This window comes from Shewanella livingstonensis, from assembly GCF_003855395.1.
In the GTDB taxonomy this organism is placed as follows: domain Bacteria; phylum Pseudomonadota; class Gammaproteobacteria; order Enterobacterales; family Shewanellaceae; genus Shewanella; species Shewanella livingstonensis.
In genome coordinates, this window is record NZ_CP034015.1 from 961,924 (window position 1) to 980,763 (window position 18,840).

Below are 18,840 nucleotides of genomic sequence, written 5' to 3' on the forward strand. Positions count from 1 at the left end.
GGATTGTGTCGTTATAGTCGCAGGTATTAATTAAGGCGTTTTTACCTATTCAGGTAATAAACTGAACATTTTAATCGCAATATCAATATTGTCTTGATGGCCGCTAAATAATCTGGCGCCAGGACCTGCTGCAAATACCTGAACATCCATAGCGGTATGACCGCCACTTGTCCAACCGGTATTTGACTGAATATCAATTAATTTACGCAGTGCAACAGACAATGGTTCATTGCCTTGCATACGAGCCGTTTGTAATTGACTGTATTGTGCTTCGTTTGGGGTAAAACCTAATAATGTTGCCGTTAAAGGCTGCCAATTATCTTCTGCAATAGCACGAGTTGCAATAACATCTGGACTGGCTTTAACCTTATGCAGAACCTGTGGGTTCCACTCGTACTTGTTGTTTGCGCCAACGGATAAGCCACCAGTATTATGATCTGCTGTTACAATCATAAGTGTGTCTTTACTTTGACGAACAAATTGTTCAACCACTTCAATAGCAGAAGCAAATTCATCCATTTCACTCATCGCAGTAGCAATATCGTTACTGTGGCCAGCCCAATCAATTAAGCTGCCTTCCACTAGTAACACAAAACCTTGCTTATTTTGCGATAGCAAATCTAATGCCTTTTGGGTCATATGACTAAGCTTATGCGCCTTTTTGTCGTTAATGACCCAAGGCAGCTGCACATCTGCAAATAGTCCCAATACTTTTGGGTTAGTAACCGATTCAAGCTGGGAGAACTCAGTAATGTGTTGGTAACCTTTCGCGCTGAACTGCTCAAGTAATGTTGGGGTGAAATATTGCTGACCACCACCAAGAATTACATCCGCATCGGACGTTAAATAAGCCTCTGCAATATCAATATAATTACTGCGGCTTTCATTATGAGCGAGAAATGCAGCCGGTGTAGCATGGTTTACCTGAGAGGTCACCGCAACGCCTGTTGATAAGCCTAATGCTTTAGCTTTCTCCATTAAGGTCGTTAATGGACGCTTTTCAGTGTCGACTGCAATTGCACCATTATAGCTTTTAACCCCAGTAGATAATGCAGTTGCCGATGCCGCAGAGTCGGTAACATAACCACTGACAGAAGCCGGGTAGGTACTTGCCATACCAACGAGTAAGCGGTCAAAAACCGTTTGCTCAATCTCTTCGGTCTCAGGGTTATCTTTATAATAACGGTAGGCTGTGGTGTAGGCGGGTCCCATACCATCACCAATCATAATGATAATGTTTGTCGGCCTTGATGGACCAATTGTTGGTACATTATTGCTAGTGGTGTTGTCTACTACAGGAGACATAATGACTTCATCGGCCATTGCACCTGTTACGACTAAGCTAGATACCAATACTAATCTGCTGATTATTTGTTGGCAGGTCGATAAATAATGCATGAATAATCCTATTTTTTCTGGCTTATACGGGCTTCGATGGCATCCATGAGCATGCCCGTAATGTTAACGTCAAATGCTGCTTCAATTTCTTTAATGCAAGTTGGGCTAGTTACATTGATTTCGGTTAACTTATCGCCAATCACATCTAAGCCGACAAAAATAAGGCCACGCTTTTTTAATTCAGGTCCAATTGCGCGGGCAATTTTCCAATCACTTTCTGACAATGGCTGTGCCACACCGCTGCCGCCAGCGGCCAGGTTACCACGGGTTTCACCTTTCATTGGAATACGCGCGAGTGCGTAAGGTACTGGTTCACCGTCAATCACTAAAATACGCTTATCGCCTTGAGTAATTTCAGGAATAAATGCTTGAGCCATAGCGTATTGTTGGCCATAACTGGTTAAGGTTTCGATAATAACCCCAACATTAGGGTCATCTTTTTTCACTCGGAAAATAGAAGTGCCGCCCATGCCATCTAATGGTTTTAAAATAATGTCTTGTTTTAGCTGGTGGAAGGCTCGGATACGTTTAGCATCGCGAGTCACTATGGTGTCTGGAGTGAACTCAGAAAACCATGCAGTAAACAATTTTTCATTGGCATCACGCAAACTTTGCGGCTTGTTAACAATTAATACGCCTTCTTCTTCGGCACGTTCAAGCATATAAGTGGCATAGATGAACTCGGTATCAAATGGTGGGTCTTTACGCATTAATATCACGTCAAGTTCGGCCAAAGGAGTATCAACAGACTCGCCTAAGGTAAACCATTGATCAGCATCTTGCTTAACCGATAATTCACGCATAGTGGCCATGGCTTTGCCGTTAACCATCGCAAGGTCATGCATTTCCATATAAAACAATTGGTAGCCACGTGCTTGTGCGTCTAATAACATCGCAAAGCTCGAATCTTTTTTGATGTTAATGTCGCTAATAGGGTCCATAACAATACCGAGCTTAATCATGTGTATATCCTTAAATAATGTGTAGAGAAAATATTAGTTTTAATTAACCAATATCGCCAAATTTAACTTGTAATGCGGTAATGGCTGTCAACGATGCCGTTTCTGTACGTAGCACCCTTGGCCCTAATAATATATCGGTAAAATGCTGGGTTTCGGTCATGGCAATTTCTTCGTCGGATAAACCGCCTTCAGGGCCTATGAGTAATCTTACTTTGTGGTGTTGACCGGTTAACTGCAAGCCATTAATGCCGTGTGAAGCTCTTGGATGTAAATTGAGTTTTAACGCTTCGGTTGATTCTTCACACCACTGAGCTAATGTCATTGCTGGGCGGACAACCGGTACGATACTGCGGCCAGATTGTTCACAGGCACTAATCACAATTTTTTGCCATTGTTGCAGTTTTTTTTCTAAGCGCTCACCATTGAGTTTGACACCACAACGATCAGAAAATAACGGTGTAATGGTGGTTACGCCAAGCTCTACGGACTTTTGAACCGTAAACTCCATTCGGTCACCGCGTGAAATCACCTGACCTAAATGCAAGTTTAATGGCGATTCACTATTGTTAGCTTCACAACTTAGGACCGTGACAGAAATAGATTTCTTACTGGTTTCAATTATTTCGGCTAAATAATCATTACCATCACCGTTAAACAAGATGATGTGGTCACCCATTCCCATTCGCAATACTCGGCCAATGTGGGCAACACCATCTTCATCTAATTGAAGCGTTTGCCCTTGTTGTAAATTGTCTAGGGGCTGAAAAATGCGTGGTACTCTCATCAGTGTTGACCTTTTTTAACCAATTATTCAAGGGTTGCTAGATCGCTAATTAACGAACTAAGCCGTTATTTTGGCATTGTTTGAATACAAAATCATTATGATTACCTTGGTTAGCTGCGATTAAGGTATCACGTTGACATTCTGTGGTGCTAACCGGCTGCATTTTATTCCAGGCAGCAAACAGTTTTTGTTGGCTATTACTGATTTGCAAACCATATGTTTGTTGCATATACAGATAAGTTCGAGCAATAGGACCTCTTGCACGTTGTGGTGGTTGTGCTTTACGGCCTTTAAAGTCGACAATCATCTCACATTGTCCGTATTGATTGGCTTTTCCGCCCCAATCACTGAAACGAAAGTTACTGCGATCCCCGTTTACTTCACCGACAGCAGGAACCAGATTGTGTAAATCGGCTTCCATTTTTTTAAATTGTTTGTTGTTTTTACCACAGTTTTTTCGGCCACCGTCTTGCCAGCATTGTAATTGATGGCCAAATTCCCATGCGGGTACAACGTGCTCCCACTCAATACGGTTAGCCCTAATAATTTGTTTTCTGACTTTATAACCACAGCTAGCATGGTCTGCTTGCCATAATTTGCCTGCTATAGCGATATCGCAACCACAATAAAAAGTATTGAGAGGTAAGTATTGTTGGTAAATCTTTTTGGCAATTGTTTTTGCTTTACCAAAGCTGCTGGGATGTTCTGCAGCAATAAGTGTTGATGAAAAAATGCCGCAAAAAAGCGACACCCCAAATAGCCAAGAGTGTGTGGATGATAAGCGCAAAATAAACCCTAAAATTAATAAAAATATCATTACAGCGCAGGCTTAGCCTGTCATTTTGGCTGATGTTAAGCCATCGAATGCGATGACGCAATTGATACCGTTTATTATTCCAAGCAAAGATTATTTAGGGTTAAAAGGGCTTAATGTTTGTTGACAGCGGCGACAGCGATATTGGGTTTGGCCGCGGACAACTCTGTTGTGACGTCTTATGGTTAAGTGGATGCTGCCACAGCCACAAAAATATTCAAATTGTTGGCCGCTGACAGACTGAGTATTGAGCTGGTGAGTAGTTTTTGGAGCAATATTAAATGTTGTTAGCATCACGCTTTGCCATTCTTTACCATGAGGTTTTACTTTACCAAATAGATGAAAACATAATAAATGGCTGATTTCATGTGGTACCACTTCATTTACAAACACTTCTGGGTTTTCGGCCAGTAATACAGGATTAAAGCGTAATTTATTGGCCTGTAAATGGGCTGTGCCGGCACTTTTACCACGCAAGCTAAAATGAACGCTAGGGCGTGAGAATGGGCGTTTAAAATAGTGTTCGGCTAATTGATAGTCGGTTTCTATTTTGGCTAAAATTTGTAATTGAAGTGGATTATTGATGGTGACATTAAGCGCTCGGTTCGACTGTGGTGGCGTTGATAACGAGGAACTATTTGTGTCAACGTTTTGCGTTAGCGCTCGGTGCGCGCGCTGGGTGAGATTAGAAATACTTTTAAACATGCTGAAATGCTTCACTTACAGGAATATTCAATAACAGACTCAAGCAAGTAAAGCATAGACATTTTATATTAGTCTATTGGCATTACAGTGTGCTGGCCGCTGCGGCTATCATGGCTCTTATTTGTTCAACTATATCCGATTCTACTTGTGAATCGTAGCCTTTAATGCGTGGAGTATGAATGTGCCCTACCGGTAAATTCAAGTTAAATTGGTCACGAAGTAAAATACTGCGATAGGAAATTTCATTAGATAAATAACCGCCACCAGAACCTTCTACTGAAATTTCATTTTGTAATTCAGCCAGTGATGACGCCTTAAATTGCCCTCTAGATAACGTGTTAATCTGGTTATTATCATTAACACTCCAGTGGCCTTTTACTGCTGCCATAGCTTCAACCGGCAGCGAAAATTGCACGAACTCTGGACCATTTAATTTACCATCACTTGAGGTGCCACCGTTAAATAATGGTGCTTTAGGGTTGCTATGACTGGCGCCGGTTAATACATTTAAATTGTCTGGAGCTTCTGCACTGCGGTTACGTCCAGGAAAACGCTCAATGTCGAAATTGTCACGACCCATGCTAATGGTAAATACCATGTCGACACTGTGGTCTCGATAAAAAGGCGTCAGTAATGATTCAATAATGCCATTGTCGAAATCGCTATATCTAACTGGGATCATTACCGTTTCAATTTGAGCCATTTTGCCATTCACTTTAAAACGATACCCGTCTAATGCTAGCGCGGCTAAACCTGACGGGTTACTTTGGCCAATATTTCTATCAAGAAAAAACGGGTCAAAACCGGTTACTAAAATATTAATTTGGCTGTCGGGTGAGAATTCAATATCGCTAAAACCACGAGAGGATTTCTCTACCGCTTTGACCAAGATATCTCGTTGCCAGTCGGCCAGATTAAATCCAGCTCGTTCTTGTTTTAAGACGTTACGCATACTTAAACGACTCCAGTATAAGGAGCGATCGTCACTGTGACCAGATTGTACATCTCGCACAGCTTGCTGCCATAACCTATGCCCTTGATGCGCCGCCATTTCAGTCACAGCTAATTCATCTGTGGAGTGGCTTAACTCAACCTCCAGAGTATCACTGATAGCTTGATAGCGATTAACTACATGAGGCATTGTTTGCCCAGCCTTCGATACACGCATCTCTTCGACGTTTTTTGGGAGTTGCCCTGCAATAACTGCATTCGATAACGTGACTAATGCCAATGAACTTAACATTATAAAAGCACTGTGTTTAATCATAACGGTTCCTTTAGGACCCTAAATACCCATCTTGGGGTCGAGTTTAACAACTTTATTGCCCACTAGACTGACTCTAGGTAAGTCTAAGTTACAGTTATAACACAGATGTTTAGCCGATTTAATAACCCTTTTAATACTTGTATATTAGTAAGTTTTTTTTGAGTGATGAATTTATTTAGATAATGTGTTTGGGCGGTTAAACTTTATCGTGATGTTAATTTAATTACTGATTTTTTCTATACTATTGATGCTTCTCAACCATACTAAGACCATAAAAAGATATAGCTGAGATAACAGATATACTGAATTTGGTCATTGTTGCGGTTAATCTAGGCTTAGAAACGAATGCAAAGATGATTGAAGGTGAGCGAAGTGTGGTTCTGCTTGTATATTGATATTGAGTCAAATAATAATATTGTTGTAAGTAATCGCTTCCTTCTATGTACTTAGTTACCGATGATATGAGCAATTAGGCAATACTCTGGATTGATAGTTAAGTTATTCGGGGTTTATATTTAAGTCACATTATCCAGTTATACCTATAGATAAGATGCACAGGCTATTCTTGTGTTAGCACGCTGGTGTTGGCGCTATTGTGTTCACTATATTGAAAGGATATCAACATGGAACCATTATTAATGGCAGGTTCTCAGTGTAATGAGCTAAATGATGTACTTTCTCGATTACACTTTGAGCTTCACTATATTGACAAATATGATAAAAATAAAATACCCATCAATTGTGCTCTATGCTTAATCGATCTACGAAAAGAAAATACTATTAATGAAATCAATTACCTGGCTAGAGAGTTAGACCAGGGGATCCATATTATTGTACTTATCAATAAAGCTCAGCTGGACAATACCGACATTACCACTTTTATTGCCCAATTTGCTTGGGACTTTTGCACTAGCCCAATTGATCCTGAAAGATTAGATAAGTGCTTGGGTCATGGCATCGGCTTATCTAAATTAAAGCAACAGCATCACGCTCCACAGCTTGAGCCATCGAATAAAGACCCCGAACAACCTGCGTACCAATCGGATGTAATGCAACAGTTATTCCGTCAAGTTGATCGAGTTGCTCCTACTGATATCCCAGTGCTTATCCGAGGTGAATCTGGCACAGGTAAAGAATTAGTCGCTACCAAACTACACCAACTGTCTGCTAGAAAAGATGGCCCTTTTATTACCGTTAATTGTGGCGCTATGGCGGCAGGATTGATTCAGTCAGATTTATTTGGTCATCAGAAAGGAGCTTTTACTGGGGCGACTAGTACCAGAAAAGGCAAAATTGCATTGGCAGATGGTGGCACATTATTTTTAGATGAAATTGGCGATTTACCCGCTGAACTGCAAGTTAATTTACTGCGTTTTTTACAAGAAGGCTTGTACGACTCTGTTGGTGGTGGTACACCACAATCTGCTGATGTTCGTATTTTAGCCGCAACTCATGTTGACTTAGAAAATGCCATCGATCAGGGTAATTTTAGGTTAGATCTCTATTATCGTTTAAATGGCATTACCATTGAAACCCCACGTTTAAAAACAAGACGTGATGATATTATCAGTTTAGCTAATCGATTTGTGCGGGTGTATTCCAATGAATATGGACTTGCTATTAAGCCGTTGTCGCAATCTGCTTGCCATGCATTGTTAAATTATCCATGGCCTGGCAATGTGCGCGAGTTAATTAATCGTGTTCGTCGTGCTGTTGTATTGTGCGATACGCAGCAAATAAGTGCGCAAAACCTAGAGCTCGCTAATATCGATAAAAAACGTCATATCGCTCTGTCGCTGAAAACCTTAAAAGACAATGCTGAAAAACAAGCATTACAACAAGCCATCATGATTGCCGACGGTCAAGTTGAGCTAGCAGCAAGTTATTTAGATATTTCTAGAGCAACCTTTTATCGGCTCATGGATAAGCATGACTTACCACTAATCTAATCTTGTTAATATGGTGTTCCCCACTCCGTTTACTTATCGAGTCTTAATATTAAGATTAAGCTGATATTTAAAATTAATATGTATATCAATATCCTAGTCATTTATATTCTTAATTTTAAGAATATCAAATCATCAAAAAAACTATCTATTTGAAATATATAAACTTTCATTGTTGGCATAAGGGTTGCTACACCCTTGTATCAAGTATGAAAGGAACATCTTATGGATATCATTAGCAGACCATATTGCAACTTATTGCAATTGTCATTGAAACGAGGAATACAGCTAAGTGTGTTATTGCTGGCTACCCATTCTTACGCTGATGATTCGAGTGTGATTGGCTCACATGTAATGCAAGGAGCAGGTCGAGCAAGTATCAATCAAGCCGCTGGCGATTTTAATATTCAGTCTAATAGTCACGCTTTAGGTTACAGCACATCCATAGAAACTATTAATTATAGTCAGTTACCTCAATCGGCCTCACCATCAGAGCCCAATAAGCAACGCCTTACGGTAATAGACAGTCAAGCTTTTGCGTTATTTCAGGGGCTAGCGAGTATTAACCAAGTGAGTGGTGAGCTAAACATGCAAGCCAATATTGGCAGTATTGCCATGGACTCGACCCTCGAAACCATTATGGGCCTGGGGCTAAATGATCAAGCGTTAACTCAAGTATCGAGTCAGTTGGCGCCATCATCTTATCAATTATCACACTATCAGGCCGAAATTGCTCCAGACAGTTTTTTGGATGCACAAGGCGTGATGCAAGTTAATCAAATTTCTGGCGATAACAATGTTGCCATTAACCAGTTCTCGTTGCAGTTACCAAGCGGGAATTAATAATCATCGATCGGAGGAATGGAAGATGAAAAAGCTAACTTTAGTGCTAAGCATTGCAGCAATAATGAGTGGTTCTGCATATGCAAATGGAATGTCAGATACAGACAGTAGTGTCGAACTAGACAAAAAAATAGATGTATCGAAAGAACTAAAATATAAAGGTAAAGTGACCATTGAAGGTAATATCACTGCAAATGGTTTAGGCATGGCTGTAGTTGAAAACGTGCAGGAAACTAGCGCGAATATGGTTGAAAACTACTATCACGATAATGACGCTAAGATATCTGGTAACGCATTTGAGAACTCTAGCGGTAACATTGGTGTTAACCAAGCGGCAGGTGATTTTAATGCTCAAAGTAATTCTGCTGCGTTAGCCTCTATTGATGCCGGTTTTGCCTTCGGCTCTGGTGATGCTGAAATCTTTAGTACTCAAATGGGTGGGTTTAATGGTGTGTGGAATGAGGCATCAACTAACACATCAACTATTGATGGTGCTTCATTTATGAATGCCACAGGTAATATTGGTGTCAATGTTGCTGCTGGTAACAACAATATTCAAGCTAATAATATGGCTGCGTCTTCGTACAATGGACGTTTAGGCGAAGCAAGTGTGTCTAATGTGCAAAGTACTGGACATAACGGCACTATGAATATAGGTGTCGTTCAAAATGATGTTGAATACATCGATGTGAATCTTGCCCTTAATGGCGGAGGAACTTATGAAGGTACGTCTGCGTTAAATGATGCTTATTATCCTGAAATTATTTTAGAAGGGGATGGGGAGCATAATTCAGGGACAGGAACTGTAGTGGGTCATGTTGATTTTGATACAGAAAACCCATCTGGTGCTGAAGTAATGACCTTTGATGAAGAAGGCGATTTAGCGCTTAATGGCACCGTGAGTGGCCAATTGCCATTCTTTATACAAACGGTGGTTCAGAAGTCTAATAACACTTCATTATTAGCAGGTAGCGCTTTCCAAAATGCATCGGGTAACATTGGTGTTAACTTAGCAAGTGGTACGGGTAACCTTCAGTCAAATAACCTTGCTTTAACAAGCATTACGGGTCCTGCAGATATCATTTCTGGTGAATAAAGACCTAATGATACGTTCTGAATAAGGCAGGGGGGCAACCCCCCTGATTCATCTTATGCGCGACATAACCAATTTAATGATCGCACTGCTGATCATGTCCAGTTTTAGTCTCACTTATTATTGCTACGCAGCAGATATTCCCTTAACCGGTGTCGTACCAGGAATGGGCACATACTCTAAGTCGATTCAAAGTATTCGTGAACGTAAATTTGAACACGTTATCGAACAAAAAACTGATTTTTCATGTGGTGCTGCCAGTTTGGCTAGTCTGCTGAAATTTGCTTATGACCGACATGAGATGAATGAGCAAAAAGTATTAATTGGCATGTTAGAACATGCCGATCTGACATTAGTACAAGAGCAAGGATTTTCGCTGCTTAATATGAAACGGTATCTACAATCTCAAGGGTTAAGAGGTCGAGGATATAAAGTGGGCGAAGCCGAAATGTTGTTGCTTAAAATTCCTGCCATTGTGTTACTTAATGATGGTGGCTATAGCCACTTTGTGGTTTTTCGTCGTCATGAGCGCGGAGAAGTTTATTTAGGCGATCCTGCTTTGGGTAACCGGATTATGACAATGGATGAGTTTAATCAGAAGTGGAATGGCGTTGTATTTGTGGTTATTGGACAAGAGTATCAACGTGATAATCCATTACTACATCCAAGAGCAAAACTAACGTTTAAAGCACTCGATCCGCTTTCACCAATGACCGATGCCGAGCTACTCGAATTTGGTTTCTCTTATTCAGATATGCTTTAAGGAGGAAGGTATGAAATTAAGCATGATGCTATTGCTAACTATCACTACACCAGTGATGGCTAGTTCACCCTCACTGTCTGTATTTCAACACAGCCAAATACTGACAGACTTTGAACTTGAGTCCATGAAAGGTAAATACACTAATAATGGCCAAGATTATTATTTCGGCTTACAAATGCAAACTCAGTTTATTCAAGACAATGGCACTCAACAACAAGTTGGTATGCAAATCGAATTTGCTCAAGTTGATAATCAACCTTTGATAAGTATTACCATTAGCGATCCCAATGTTATAGATAGTCAAAATGGCTTTCAGCTGGATACCTTAGGACAAGCGGCAGGATTACAACAACGAATTCAAATTGCCGGAGATGAGAACCTGGCCGTTAATGAATTTGATATGGCCCAAGGCCGATTAACTCCCATGTTACAGGGTATTAATATTGCAGTGGGAACAACACTCGTTAGTGATAATAGCAACACTACGTTTTCGGCTAACGCTAACACTATTGGTTATCAGGTTCAGTTGGCTTCGGGTAAGGCAAGCCAGGGTATTAGCTACCAAGATGGCAATGGCCAGTTGGTGCAGAGCATTTTTATTAATGGACTCAGTCACGGAGTAATAAACCAGTCTACAATAAGGTATGACGGTATGCCTGTTGGACCAATACAGTCAAATATACTTGGAAGGCAAATCAGTGATTTAACCGCAATAGGATTTTAATTCATTCTGTACAAGCCAAGGATGTATATATGAATAAGAAATGGACCTCAGCTGTCGCAGTAATACTGCCTGGAATATTGGCTGTACCTGCGTATGCTGCAGAGACTGATTCTCAACTAACCTCTCAATCGACGCTATCTGAACAAGATATTACAGAACTTAAACAAAAGTTGATTCAGTTAAACCAACAAATTAAGTTACAGCAACAAACTATTAATCAGATGGCACAACAGGTGCTTAAGCAAGAGGCGTTAAACCGGCAAAGTAGTCCGGAAAATGTCGCATCTTCAACTCAACAAACTACTCAACCAACAACTCAACAACCAGTAGAAAGACCCCAGGTACAATCAACTCAACAAGCTGCAATCGCGAGTGATACAACGAAACGGAAAAAAGCCCCAGATAGAGCAAGAAGTACTGATGATGTTTTGCAAGAAGCACATAACGTCTTTTCTCGGAAGTTCACCGTAGAACCCTCATTTACCTATAGCTATTACAGCCGTAAAGATCTAATTCTTAGAGGGTTCTTAGCGCTTGATGCTATTTTTCTGGGTAATTTAAACCTAGACCGTATCCGCACTAATACGACTAGACTCGATCTTACTACCCGCTACACATTAAATGAAAACTGGCAGTTTGAGCTTGGTTTACCGTACCTGTATCGCTGGACTCAGTATGACTCAGTGGGAGAGGGGAACTCTAGTCAGCGATATGAAACGGCTAAAATTAGTGGTGGTCAAATTGGTGATGTTAGTGGTGCTGTTTATTACCGCATTAATACTGAATCTGTAGACTGGCCCGATTGGGTGTGGAACTTTAGGGTTCGCGCGCCAACTGGAAAGAATCCTTTTGGGATCCCGCTTGAAACATCCGCTACAGGTAATTTAACCTACCCTACAGAAATGGCTACGGGATCAGGTGTTTGGGGGGTATCGACAGGGTTTAGTTTAGCAAAAACTTTTGATCCTGCGATTGTATTTTTTAATTTAAATTACGGTGCTAGTTTTAAAGAAAGCTTTGATGACTTGTCCGGTTCGAGCGGGTTAAGTCCTGGTGAAATTGATTTAGGTAATTACCTCGATTACAGCGTGGGATTGGCTTTTGCGGTTTCAGAACGAATGAGTTTGAGCATGAGCTTTAATCAGCGGTTTTACAGTAAAACAAAACAAAGACCAGAAGGTGGGGAGTGGGAGAAAATCCCTCGTACTGACACCAATACCGCGAGTTTAGGTATTGGTGCTACGTTAGCGCTATCACCTAATTTATCGATGGTGACCTCTATAGGTGCAGGATTGACGGAAGACTCTCCAGACTATCAAATTAGCTTACGTTTTCCTTACCGTTTTTAGAGCAACGTTTTGCTATTCCTCTCAAACTGTTTAAGTCTTGATGTATTTTAGGCTGTTTGAGGGGGACTGTATTTACCAAACCGATAATCAATGAGTTTCTGTAGATACGGTCATTAGCCCATCATTGAATGCAATGATTCTTGGCTGGTATAGCGCTTGGTAAAGAAGTCTAAAAATGCACTAATATTACTGGCTAACTGGCGTCTACTTGAATAAACCCCATAAACTTTAAAGGTTTCCATTGGCCATTCTTGTAAAATAGGCACCAAGCTTCCGTTTGCGAGTTCTTGCTTGCAACTGGTGTTAGACAACATGGCAATTCCATAATCATCCATCGCTAAGCGTTTTACCATACTGGCACTATTAACCCGGACTTTGCGTTTAAAGGTTGTCATTATTTTACGGTTCCCCTTTCCTAATGGCCAAATAGGTGCCGATAAGGTAGTGCCGAGTAAAATACCGCTATGCTGGGCTAATTCTTGTGGTGTTGCAGGGCTACTGAATTTTTTAATATAACCAGGGCTTGCGACCAAAATAGGCTGACGTTCAAACAATAATCTAGCTACCAGATCAGACGACTGTAATGGCCCGTATTTAATGGCAATATCATAACCTTCACCTACAAGACCTACATCATTGTCAGTAAATTGAATATCCAGTTCTATATTGGGATAAAGACGCATAAAACTTGAGCATAAATGACCGATAACATCTTGCGAAAATGACACTGGAATGGCTATTCGTAGCGATCCTGAAATATCATTATGAGTATTTTCTATGGTCGCTTTTGCAGCTTCAATTTCATGGCTAATGGAATCACAGTGCTGATAAAATAATGCTCCAACTTGAGTCAGACTTAAATTTCTGGTATCTCTTTGGAGTAATCGCACTCCGAGTTGTTCTTCTAATTGAGCTACTTTACGACTAATAGTTGATTTAGGTTGTCCGATCTCTCGTGCTGCCTGAGAGAATCCTTTTGCCCTAACAACGGCCGCAAACAGCATCATACCGTTCAAATCGGGCATTAAAACCTCACTGTCTCATTTATGGAACAAAGCGTCCAAGCTAGTTTATATGGTAATTTACCCATTAACAAAGTTATATTTACGAGCTAAAAAATTTTTTCAGAGGCTATAAAAGCAGAGGATCTAAGGATGACCAGCAAAAAGCAGCCCGCTAACAAGACTCAAGCACTATCGGCTGACCCACTTTTCTTACAAGCTGAACACTTGGCTAAAGATTTTTCATTATTTCCTGCTCATAACAAACAGAGTTTATCTGGGGAAGTAAAAGGATTATTAACAGAAGATGCAATTCAATCAAACTTGAAAAGTTTGGCATCTTTAGACGTTGACGGTTATGTCAATAAAGTTATCCAACCAACCTTGGATAAAAATCGCCCCGGCGCGAAGCGAATGATAGCTGACTTAAAAGGCAAAATTATTGCCGAAAGTCATATCGGACCGTTTTATCGTGCTGAAGTGGAGTTAAGCTTTGGTACTCGTACTCGCCGTATTGGTTTTATTGCGCAAGAGCGCACGACCGCAAACGGTGCATGGATGCCAGAACATCATCTAGCAGCGTGTAAGGCGATTCGTCACTTCGCTGAATTGTCGATGCCAATTGTATATTTAATTGATACTCCTGGTGCTGATGCTGGTGAGATTGCCAATAGCCAAAACCAAGCGCATACCATTTCTAAAGCGATTGCAGAAAGTGCTAATGTTGATGTGCCGACAGTGGGTATTGTGATTGGTGCAGGCTACTCAGGTGGTGCTATTCCATTAGCAGCAGCCAATATTCTATTATCGGTACGTGATGGTATTTTCAACACCATTCAGCCACAAGGCTTACAAAGCATTGCGCGTAAGTACAACTTGTCATGGCAGGAATGTGCTAAATCAGTAGGCGTGTCACCAGAAGAATTATATACCGCTGGTTGTATCGATGGGATTATCGACTTCACTCCATCAGATAAAGATGAGCGCCAGCATAATTTCCGTCGTGCGATTATCAGTGCTATTGAAGCCGTTGAACGTGCGGCAATAAATTTTGTGCGTGAATCGACTGATTTAAAAGAACATTACGATCGCAGTTTACAGCGTTTCTTAGCGCCGTCGGCTAATTTACTGACGCTTGAAAACAATACCCGTTTATCGGTCGCCAATAACCCGACTATGTACCACAATATTTTCGGTAGTGCATATCGCTATTTACGTTATTTGACCTTGCGTAGCCGTATTCATTCAATTTCACAGGAACAGTATGGTCGCTTGTCAAAAGTGAGCGTACCAGAAGGTGATTTGTTAGCGCGTATTAAGCAAGAACAGGAACGCGTATTCCAAGCATGGTTAACCAACCCTGATAAGTTAGTTTACGATGAAGAGCTGAATAAGCTTTGGGGTACTTTTAGCGCTAAACGTAAAGATATTTCTGCCGAGCGTAACGTGATTACTCGGTTTATTTTGGGTGAACCAAAAGAAAACTATAAAAAAGCGCGTAAAGCGTTGCTATTTAACATTGGTTGGTCGTTATACCATCGTTGGAAAAGTAATGCTGCTAACAATTTCAATGGCTTAATTAAACATTTAGAGTCATTGCCTAAGTCTACAACACAAGCCCCATGGCCTGAGCTTAGTCAGCTTACTGTGCTCGATATTGTGGTTAATGATGAATTACGGGCAGACTTTATTTGGCAGTGTCATAACGTACTTATTTTCAATGCATTATATGACAATGTCGTAGGCAGCTTGGCGTCAATTTCTAAAGAAGCCATGATGTCAAAAAGCTTATCTCGTGAGTCTGTTGATAAGTTACTCCATAAATCTATTGATAATGCATTATCGACAAGTGATAAAGCTAACGACAAGAGTAAGTTCTATAAGTGGTTAAAATACTTTATGGATCAATCTAATCGTGCCGAATTACTAACGCGTGTCGAACAATGGAAGAGCGTTGGTTTCCCGCAGTTAAACGATTCTTTATTTGTTATTTTGACGTACTTCTTCGAACGTCTACTCCCTGAATATTTCGACAGTGAAGATGATCATGACAAGTACACAGGTACAATAAACCCTGTTCGTATTGGTCGTCGTAAGGATTTCTGGAACCGCTTAACCATGGGTTACCAGGATTTACTGATCCTTAAAGTGCTTCGTGATGAGAAAAAACAGGGCAAGATGGGTTGGGAAAATATCATCAAACAGTTTTTTACTAAGTTTGATGAAATTGATGCCGACAAAATGTCAGCTAATATGCTTAATTTCCCTGGTTTCCGTTTATCAATTGAAGATGCTATTGATAAAAAGATCCGCCCTTGCGGTTTAATTACTGGTCTGGCTGATTTTAACCATAATGGCAGTAAGTTACGTGTTGGTGTTGCAGTATCCAATACCGCATTCCAAGCGGGTGCATTTGATATGGCCAGCGCTGAAAAATTCAGTTCGCTATTAATCGAATGTGCAAAGCGTAAATTACCGGTTATTTGTTTTATCAGTTCTGGTGGCATGCAAACCAAAGAGGGCGCTGCGGCATTGTTTTCAATGGCGGTAGTGAACGATCGTATTACACGTTTTATTCGTGATAACGAATTACCTGTACTAATGTTTGGTTTTGGTGATTGTACAGGCGGTGCGCAAGCTAGTTTCGTCACTCATCCTTTGGTACAGACTTACTACTTATCTGGCACCAATATGCCGTTTGCTGGTCAAATGGTGGTACCTGCGTACTTACCTTCAACAGCAACATTGTCGAACTACTTATCTAAAGTGCCTGGTGCAATGACTGGGTTAGTCCATAATCCATTTAGTGACACTTTAGACACTCAGTTGTCGGGTATAGATCCACTTATGCCATTACCGACGATGGATATTGAAGAAGTGATCAGCAAAGCGTTATCGACGCTAGTCCCTGAAGTGATTGAACTAGAGGAAGTTATTGTACAAAACGATCCTCGTGCGTTGATGAAGCCTATTAATAAAGTTCTCGTGCATGCACGTGGTTGTACGGCAGTTAAATTAATCCGTAAAGCACATGACAATAATATTAATGTAGTGTTGGTAGCCTCAGACCCAGACATGACATCTGTTCCAGCTGACATGCTTAAAGAGACTGATAAACTTGTGTGTATTGGTGGTAATACTTCAGACGAAAGTTACCTAAATGCTTACTCAGTATTAAAAGTTGCTGAGTATGAAAATGTTGACGCATTACATCCTGGTATTGGTTTCTTATCAGAAAGTCCGCAGTTTGCAGCTTTGTGTGTTAACAATGGGGTTAACTTTGTCGGTCCTAGCGTGCATTCAATGACGACTATGGGTAACAAATCTAACGCAATTCATACCTCACAAGCGCAAAATGTGCCAGTTGTGCCTGGTAGTCATGGTATTTTGACTAACGCAGAACAAGCGGTGAACGTAGCATCTGAAATTGGTTATCCTGTGCTATTAAAAGCGGTACAAGGTGGTGGTGGTAAAGGTATTCAGGTTGTTAAACGCCCTGAAGACATGATTGGCTTCTTCCAAAAAACCGCCACAGAAGCTGCCGCGGCATTTGGTAATGGTGATTTGTATTTAGAGAAGTACGTTACCTCATTACGTCATATTGAAGTGCAGTTACTGCGTGACCAGTTTGGTAATAGCAAAGTATTAGGTATTCGAGATTGTTCTGTACAACGTAATAACCAGAAAGTGATTGAAGAATCTGGTTCAACCATGTTGCCTGAAGAGCTCAAACAACGCGTGATGGAATACACGCGTGCGTTGGGAGATGCCACTGACTACATGGGTGCAGGTACGGTTGAGTTTATCTATAACTTAGATGTTAACGAAGTGTACTTCATGGAGATGAATACTCGTCTTCAAGTAGAGCATCCAGTAACCGAAGCGACATCGGGCATTGATATTGTTAGCGCGCAGTTTGATATTGCTGCAGGTCGTTCAATTGAGAAACTTGAGCCAATTGACCAAGGTTACGCCATGGAAGTGCGTGTAACTGCGGAAAAGGCGGCGCTTGATAGCCATGGTATTCTTCAGCTTATTCCTAACCCGGGTAAAATTACTGAATGTGTGTTGCCTGAGCGTGATGATGTTGAAATTATTTCGATTGCAGCAGCGGGCAAAGAAGTATCACCATACTATGACAGTCTAATCGCTCAGATCATTATGCGTGGTAAAGATCGTGCTGATGTAGTGGCTAAAATGTATGCTTATCTTGATAGCGTAGTGATTAAAGGTATTGCGACTAACATTCCATTATTGAAGCTTATCCTTAAAGATCCAACTTTCAATGAAGGCGTGTATGACACTAACTATTTGCCACGTTTAATGGCTGAGTTAGACATACCTGCACTGATTGCTGAAATGGAAGCAGCAGCTGAAGCGATTGAGGTTGATACTGAATCATTACGTGTTGGCGAAAGCAACGAGCTGAAAGTATTGGCGCAAGGCGCAGGTATTTTCTATACCTCTCCAGCTCCAGGTGAAGCAGACTTTGTAAAAGAAGGTGACATTGTTACCGTTGAGCAAACATTGGCATTGATGGAAGCAATGAAGATGTTCTCTCAATTAACGTTAGCGGGCTTTAATCGTCAAACGGGTGTGTTATATCCTGAAGATCAACAGTATCGCATTGAACGTATTCTTAATAGCAATGGTCAACAAGTTTCACAAGGTGACTTACTGTTTGTAATATCACCTATCGAAGCGTAATACCTACAATAGGTTGTTAGACAAATACCTGCCTTATGGGCAGGTATTTTTTTGTCTTATTTTTGTATGACGTAATATTCTAGATGGCCTACACACTTTTTCGTTCAAGTATATTATTTAATTATTTATCGAATATTTGATCTAATAATTTCTTATAAGAAATTGATATTATTGCTTATTAATTAGATTGATATTGAATATGTCAATGTTTTGGTACCCAAAAGCCAGTTTTGCATCTACTCACAACATCGCAATGTCATCCGCTACTGGGTTGATCTGATTGGTTGCCTTGTGAAGCTATTATTAATGGTCGCTATATCAGCATTTTAGCTAATTATTTATATCTATTAGCCGGTGATAACTATTTGACCTTTGTGCTAGGGCCTGTTGATCTTTGCTGGTTGAATTTTGTTCGAGTTAAAAACGTTTTAATCGAGGCGAATGGATTGATGCCTAGTCATCTAAGCAAAATGCATTCAACAAA

General features: G+C 40.6%; 14 protein-coding genes. 7 read left to right on the top strand and 7 right to left on the bottom strand.

Going from position 1 to position 18,840, the window contains the following annotated elements:
* Window positions 1-45: 45 nt before the first annotated feature.
* The 6 genes from EGC82_RS04215 to EGC82_RS04240 all read right to left on the bottom strand — a co-directional run bounded on the left by EGC82_RS04215 (window position 46) and on the right by EGC82_RS04240 (window position 5,930).
* The gene (locus EGC82_RS04215; RefSeq protein ID WP_415837666.1) at window positions 46-1,305 is read right to left on the bottom strand and encodes an alkaline phosphatase; all 1,260 of its coding nucleotides are present in this window, start codon (window positions 1,303-1,305) and stop codon (window positions 46-48) included.
* 101 nt (window positions 1,306-1,406) lie between these two features.
* The gene (gene gshB / locus EGC82_RS04220; RefSeq protein WP_124729649.1) at window positions 1,407-2,360 is read right to left on the bottom strand and encodes a glutathione synthase; all 954 of its coding nucleotides are present in this window, start codon (window positions 2,358-2,360) and stop codon (window positions 1,407-1,409) included.
* Between the two features lie 43 nt (window positions 2,361-2,403).
* Window positions 2,404-3,144 (bottom strand): 16S rRNA (uracil(1498)-N(3))-methyltransferase, encoded by a 741-nt coding sequence (rsmE, locus tag EGC82_RS04225; RefSeq protein ID WP_124729650.1) that lies wholly within the window; start codon window positions 3,142-3,144, stop codon window positions 2,404-2,406.
* A gap of 49 nt (window positions 3,145-3,193) precedes the next feature.
* Window positions 3,194-3,961, bottom strand: coding sequence for an endonuclease (locus EGC82_RS04230; protein WP_415837664.1), 768 nt, complete (start codon window positions 3,959-3,961; stop codon window positions 3,194-3,196).
* 90 nt (window positions 3,962-4,051) lie between these two features.
* Entirely contained in the window at window positions 4,052-4,663 is a 612-nt protein-coding gene (locus EGC82_RS04235; RefSeq protein ID WP_124729651.1) for a SprT family zinc-dependent metalloprotease, read from the bottom strand.
* Between the two features lie 82 nt (window positions 4,664-4,745).
* Window positions 4,746-5,930, bottom strand: coding sequence for a C15 family peptidase (locus tag EGC82_RS04240; protein ID WP_124729652.1), 1,185 nt, complete (start codon window positions 5,928-5,930; stop codon window positions 4,746-4,748).
* 623 nt (window positions 5,931-6,553) lie between these two features.
* Here EGC82_RS04240 and EGC82_RS04245 point away from each other — a divergent pair.
* The 6 genes from EGC82_RS04245 to EGC82_RS04270 all read left to right on the top strand — a co-directional run bounded on the left by EGC82_RS04245 (window position 6,554) and on the right by EGC82_RS04270 (window position 12,648).
* Complete coding sequence (locus tag EGC82_RS04245) at window positions 6,554-7,879, top strand: sigma-54 dependent transcriptional regulator (protein WP_124729653.1); 1,326 nt, start codon at window positions 6,554-6,556, stop codon at window positions 7,877-7,879.
* 222 nt (window positions 7,880-8,101) lie between these two features.
* Window positions 8,102-8,719 carry a hypothetical protein gene (locus tag EGC82_RS04250; protein WP_124729654.1) on the top strand — a complete coding sequence of 206 codons (618 nt, stop codon included), beginning with the start codon at window positions 8,102-8,104 and terminating at the stop codon, window positions 8,717-8,719.
* A gap of 25 nt (window positions 8,720-8,744) precedes the next feature.
* Entirely contained in the window at window positions 8,745-9,815 is a 1,071-nt protein-coding gene (locus EGC82_RS04255; RefSeq protein WP_124729655.1) for a hypothetical protein, read from the top strand.
* 55 nt (window positions 9,816-9,870) lie between these two features.
* On the top strand, window positions 9,871-10,575 hold the full coding sequence (locus EGC82_RS04260) for a C39 family peptidase (protein WP_244212533.1): 705 nt from the start codon (window positions 9,871-9,873) through the stop codon (window positions 10,573-10,575).
* 10 nt (window positions 10,576-10,585) lie between these two features.
* Complete coding sequence (locus EGC82_RS04265; RefSeq protein WP_124729656.1) at window positions 10,586-11,299, top strand: hypothetical protein; 714 nt, start codon at window positions 10,586-10,588, stop codon at window positions 11,297-11,299.
* A 29-nt stretch (window positions 11,300-11,328) separates the two neighbouring features.
* Entirely contained in the window at window positions 11,329-12,648 is a 1,320-nt protein-coding gene (locus EGC82_RS04270) for a transporter (protein WP_208646924.1), read from the top strand.
* A 113-nt stretch (window positions 12,649-12,761) separates the two neighbouring features.
* On the opposite strand, the gene EGC82_RS04275 is transcribed toward EGC82_RS04270, so the two are convergent.
* Entirely contained in the window at window positions 12,762-13,673 is a 912-nt protein-coding gene (locus EGC82_RS04275; protein ID WP_124729657.1) for a LysR substrate-binding domain-containing protein, read from the bottom strand.
* Window positions 13,674-13,802: 129 nt separating this feature from the next.
* On the opposite strand from EGC82_RS04275, the gene EGC82_RS04280 reads away from it, so the two are divergent.
* Window positions 13,803-18,356: an ATP-binding protein gene (locus EGC82_RS04280; RefSeq protein ID WP_124729658.1), complete on the top strand. Its 4,554-nt coding sequence runs from the start codon at window positions 13,803-13,805 to the stop codon at window positions 18,354-18,356.
* Window positions 18,357-18,840: the final 484 nt, after the last annotated feature.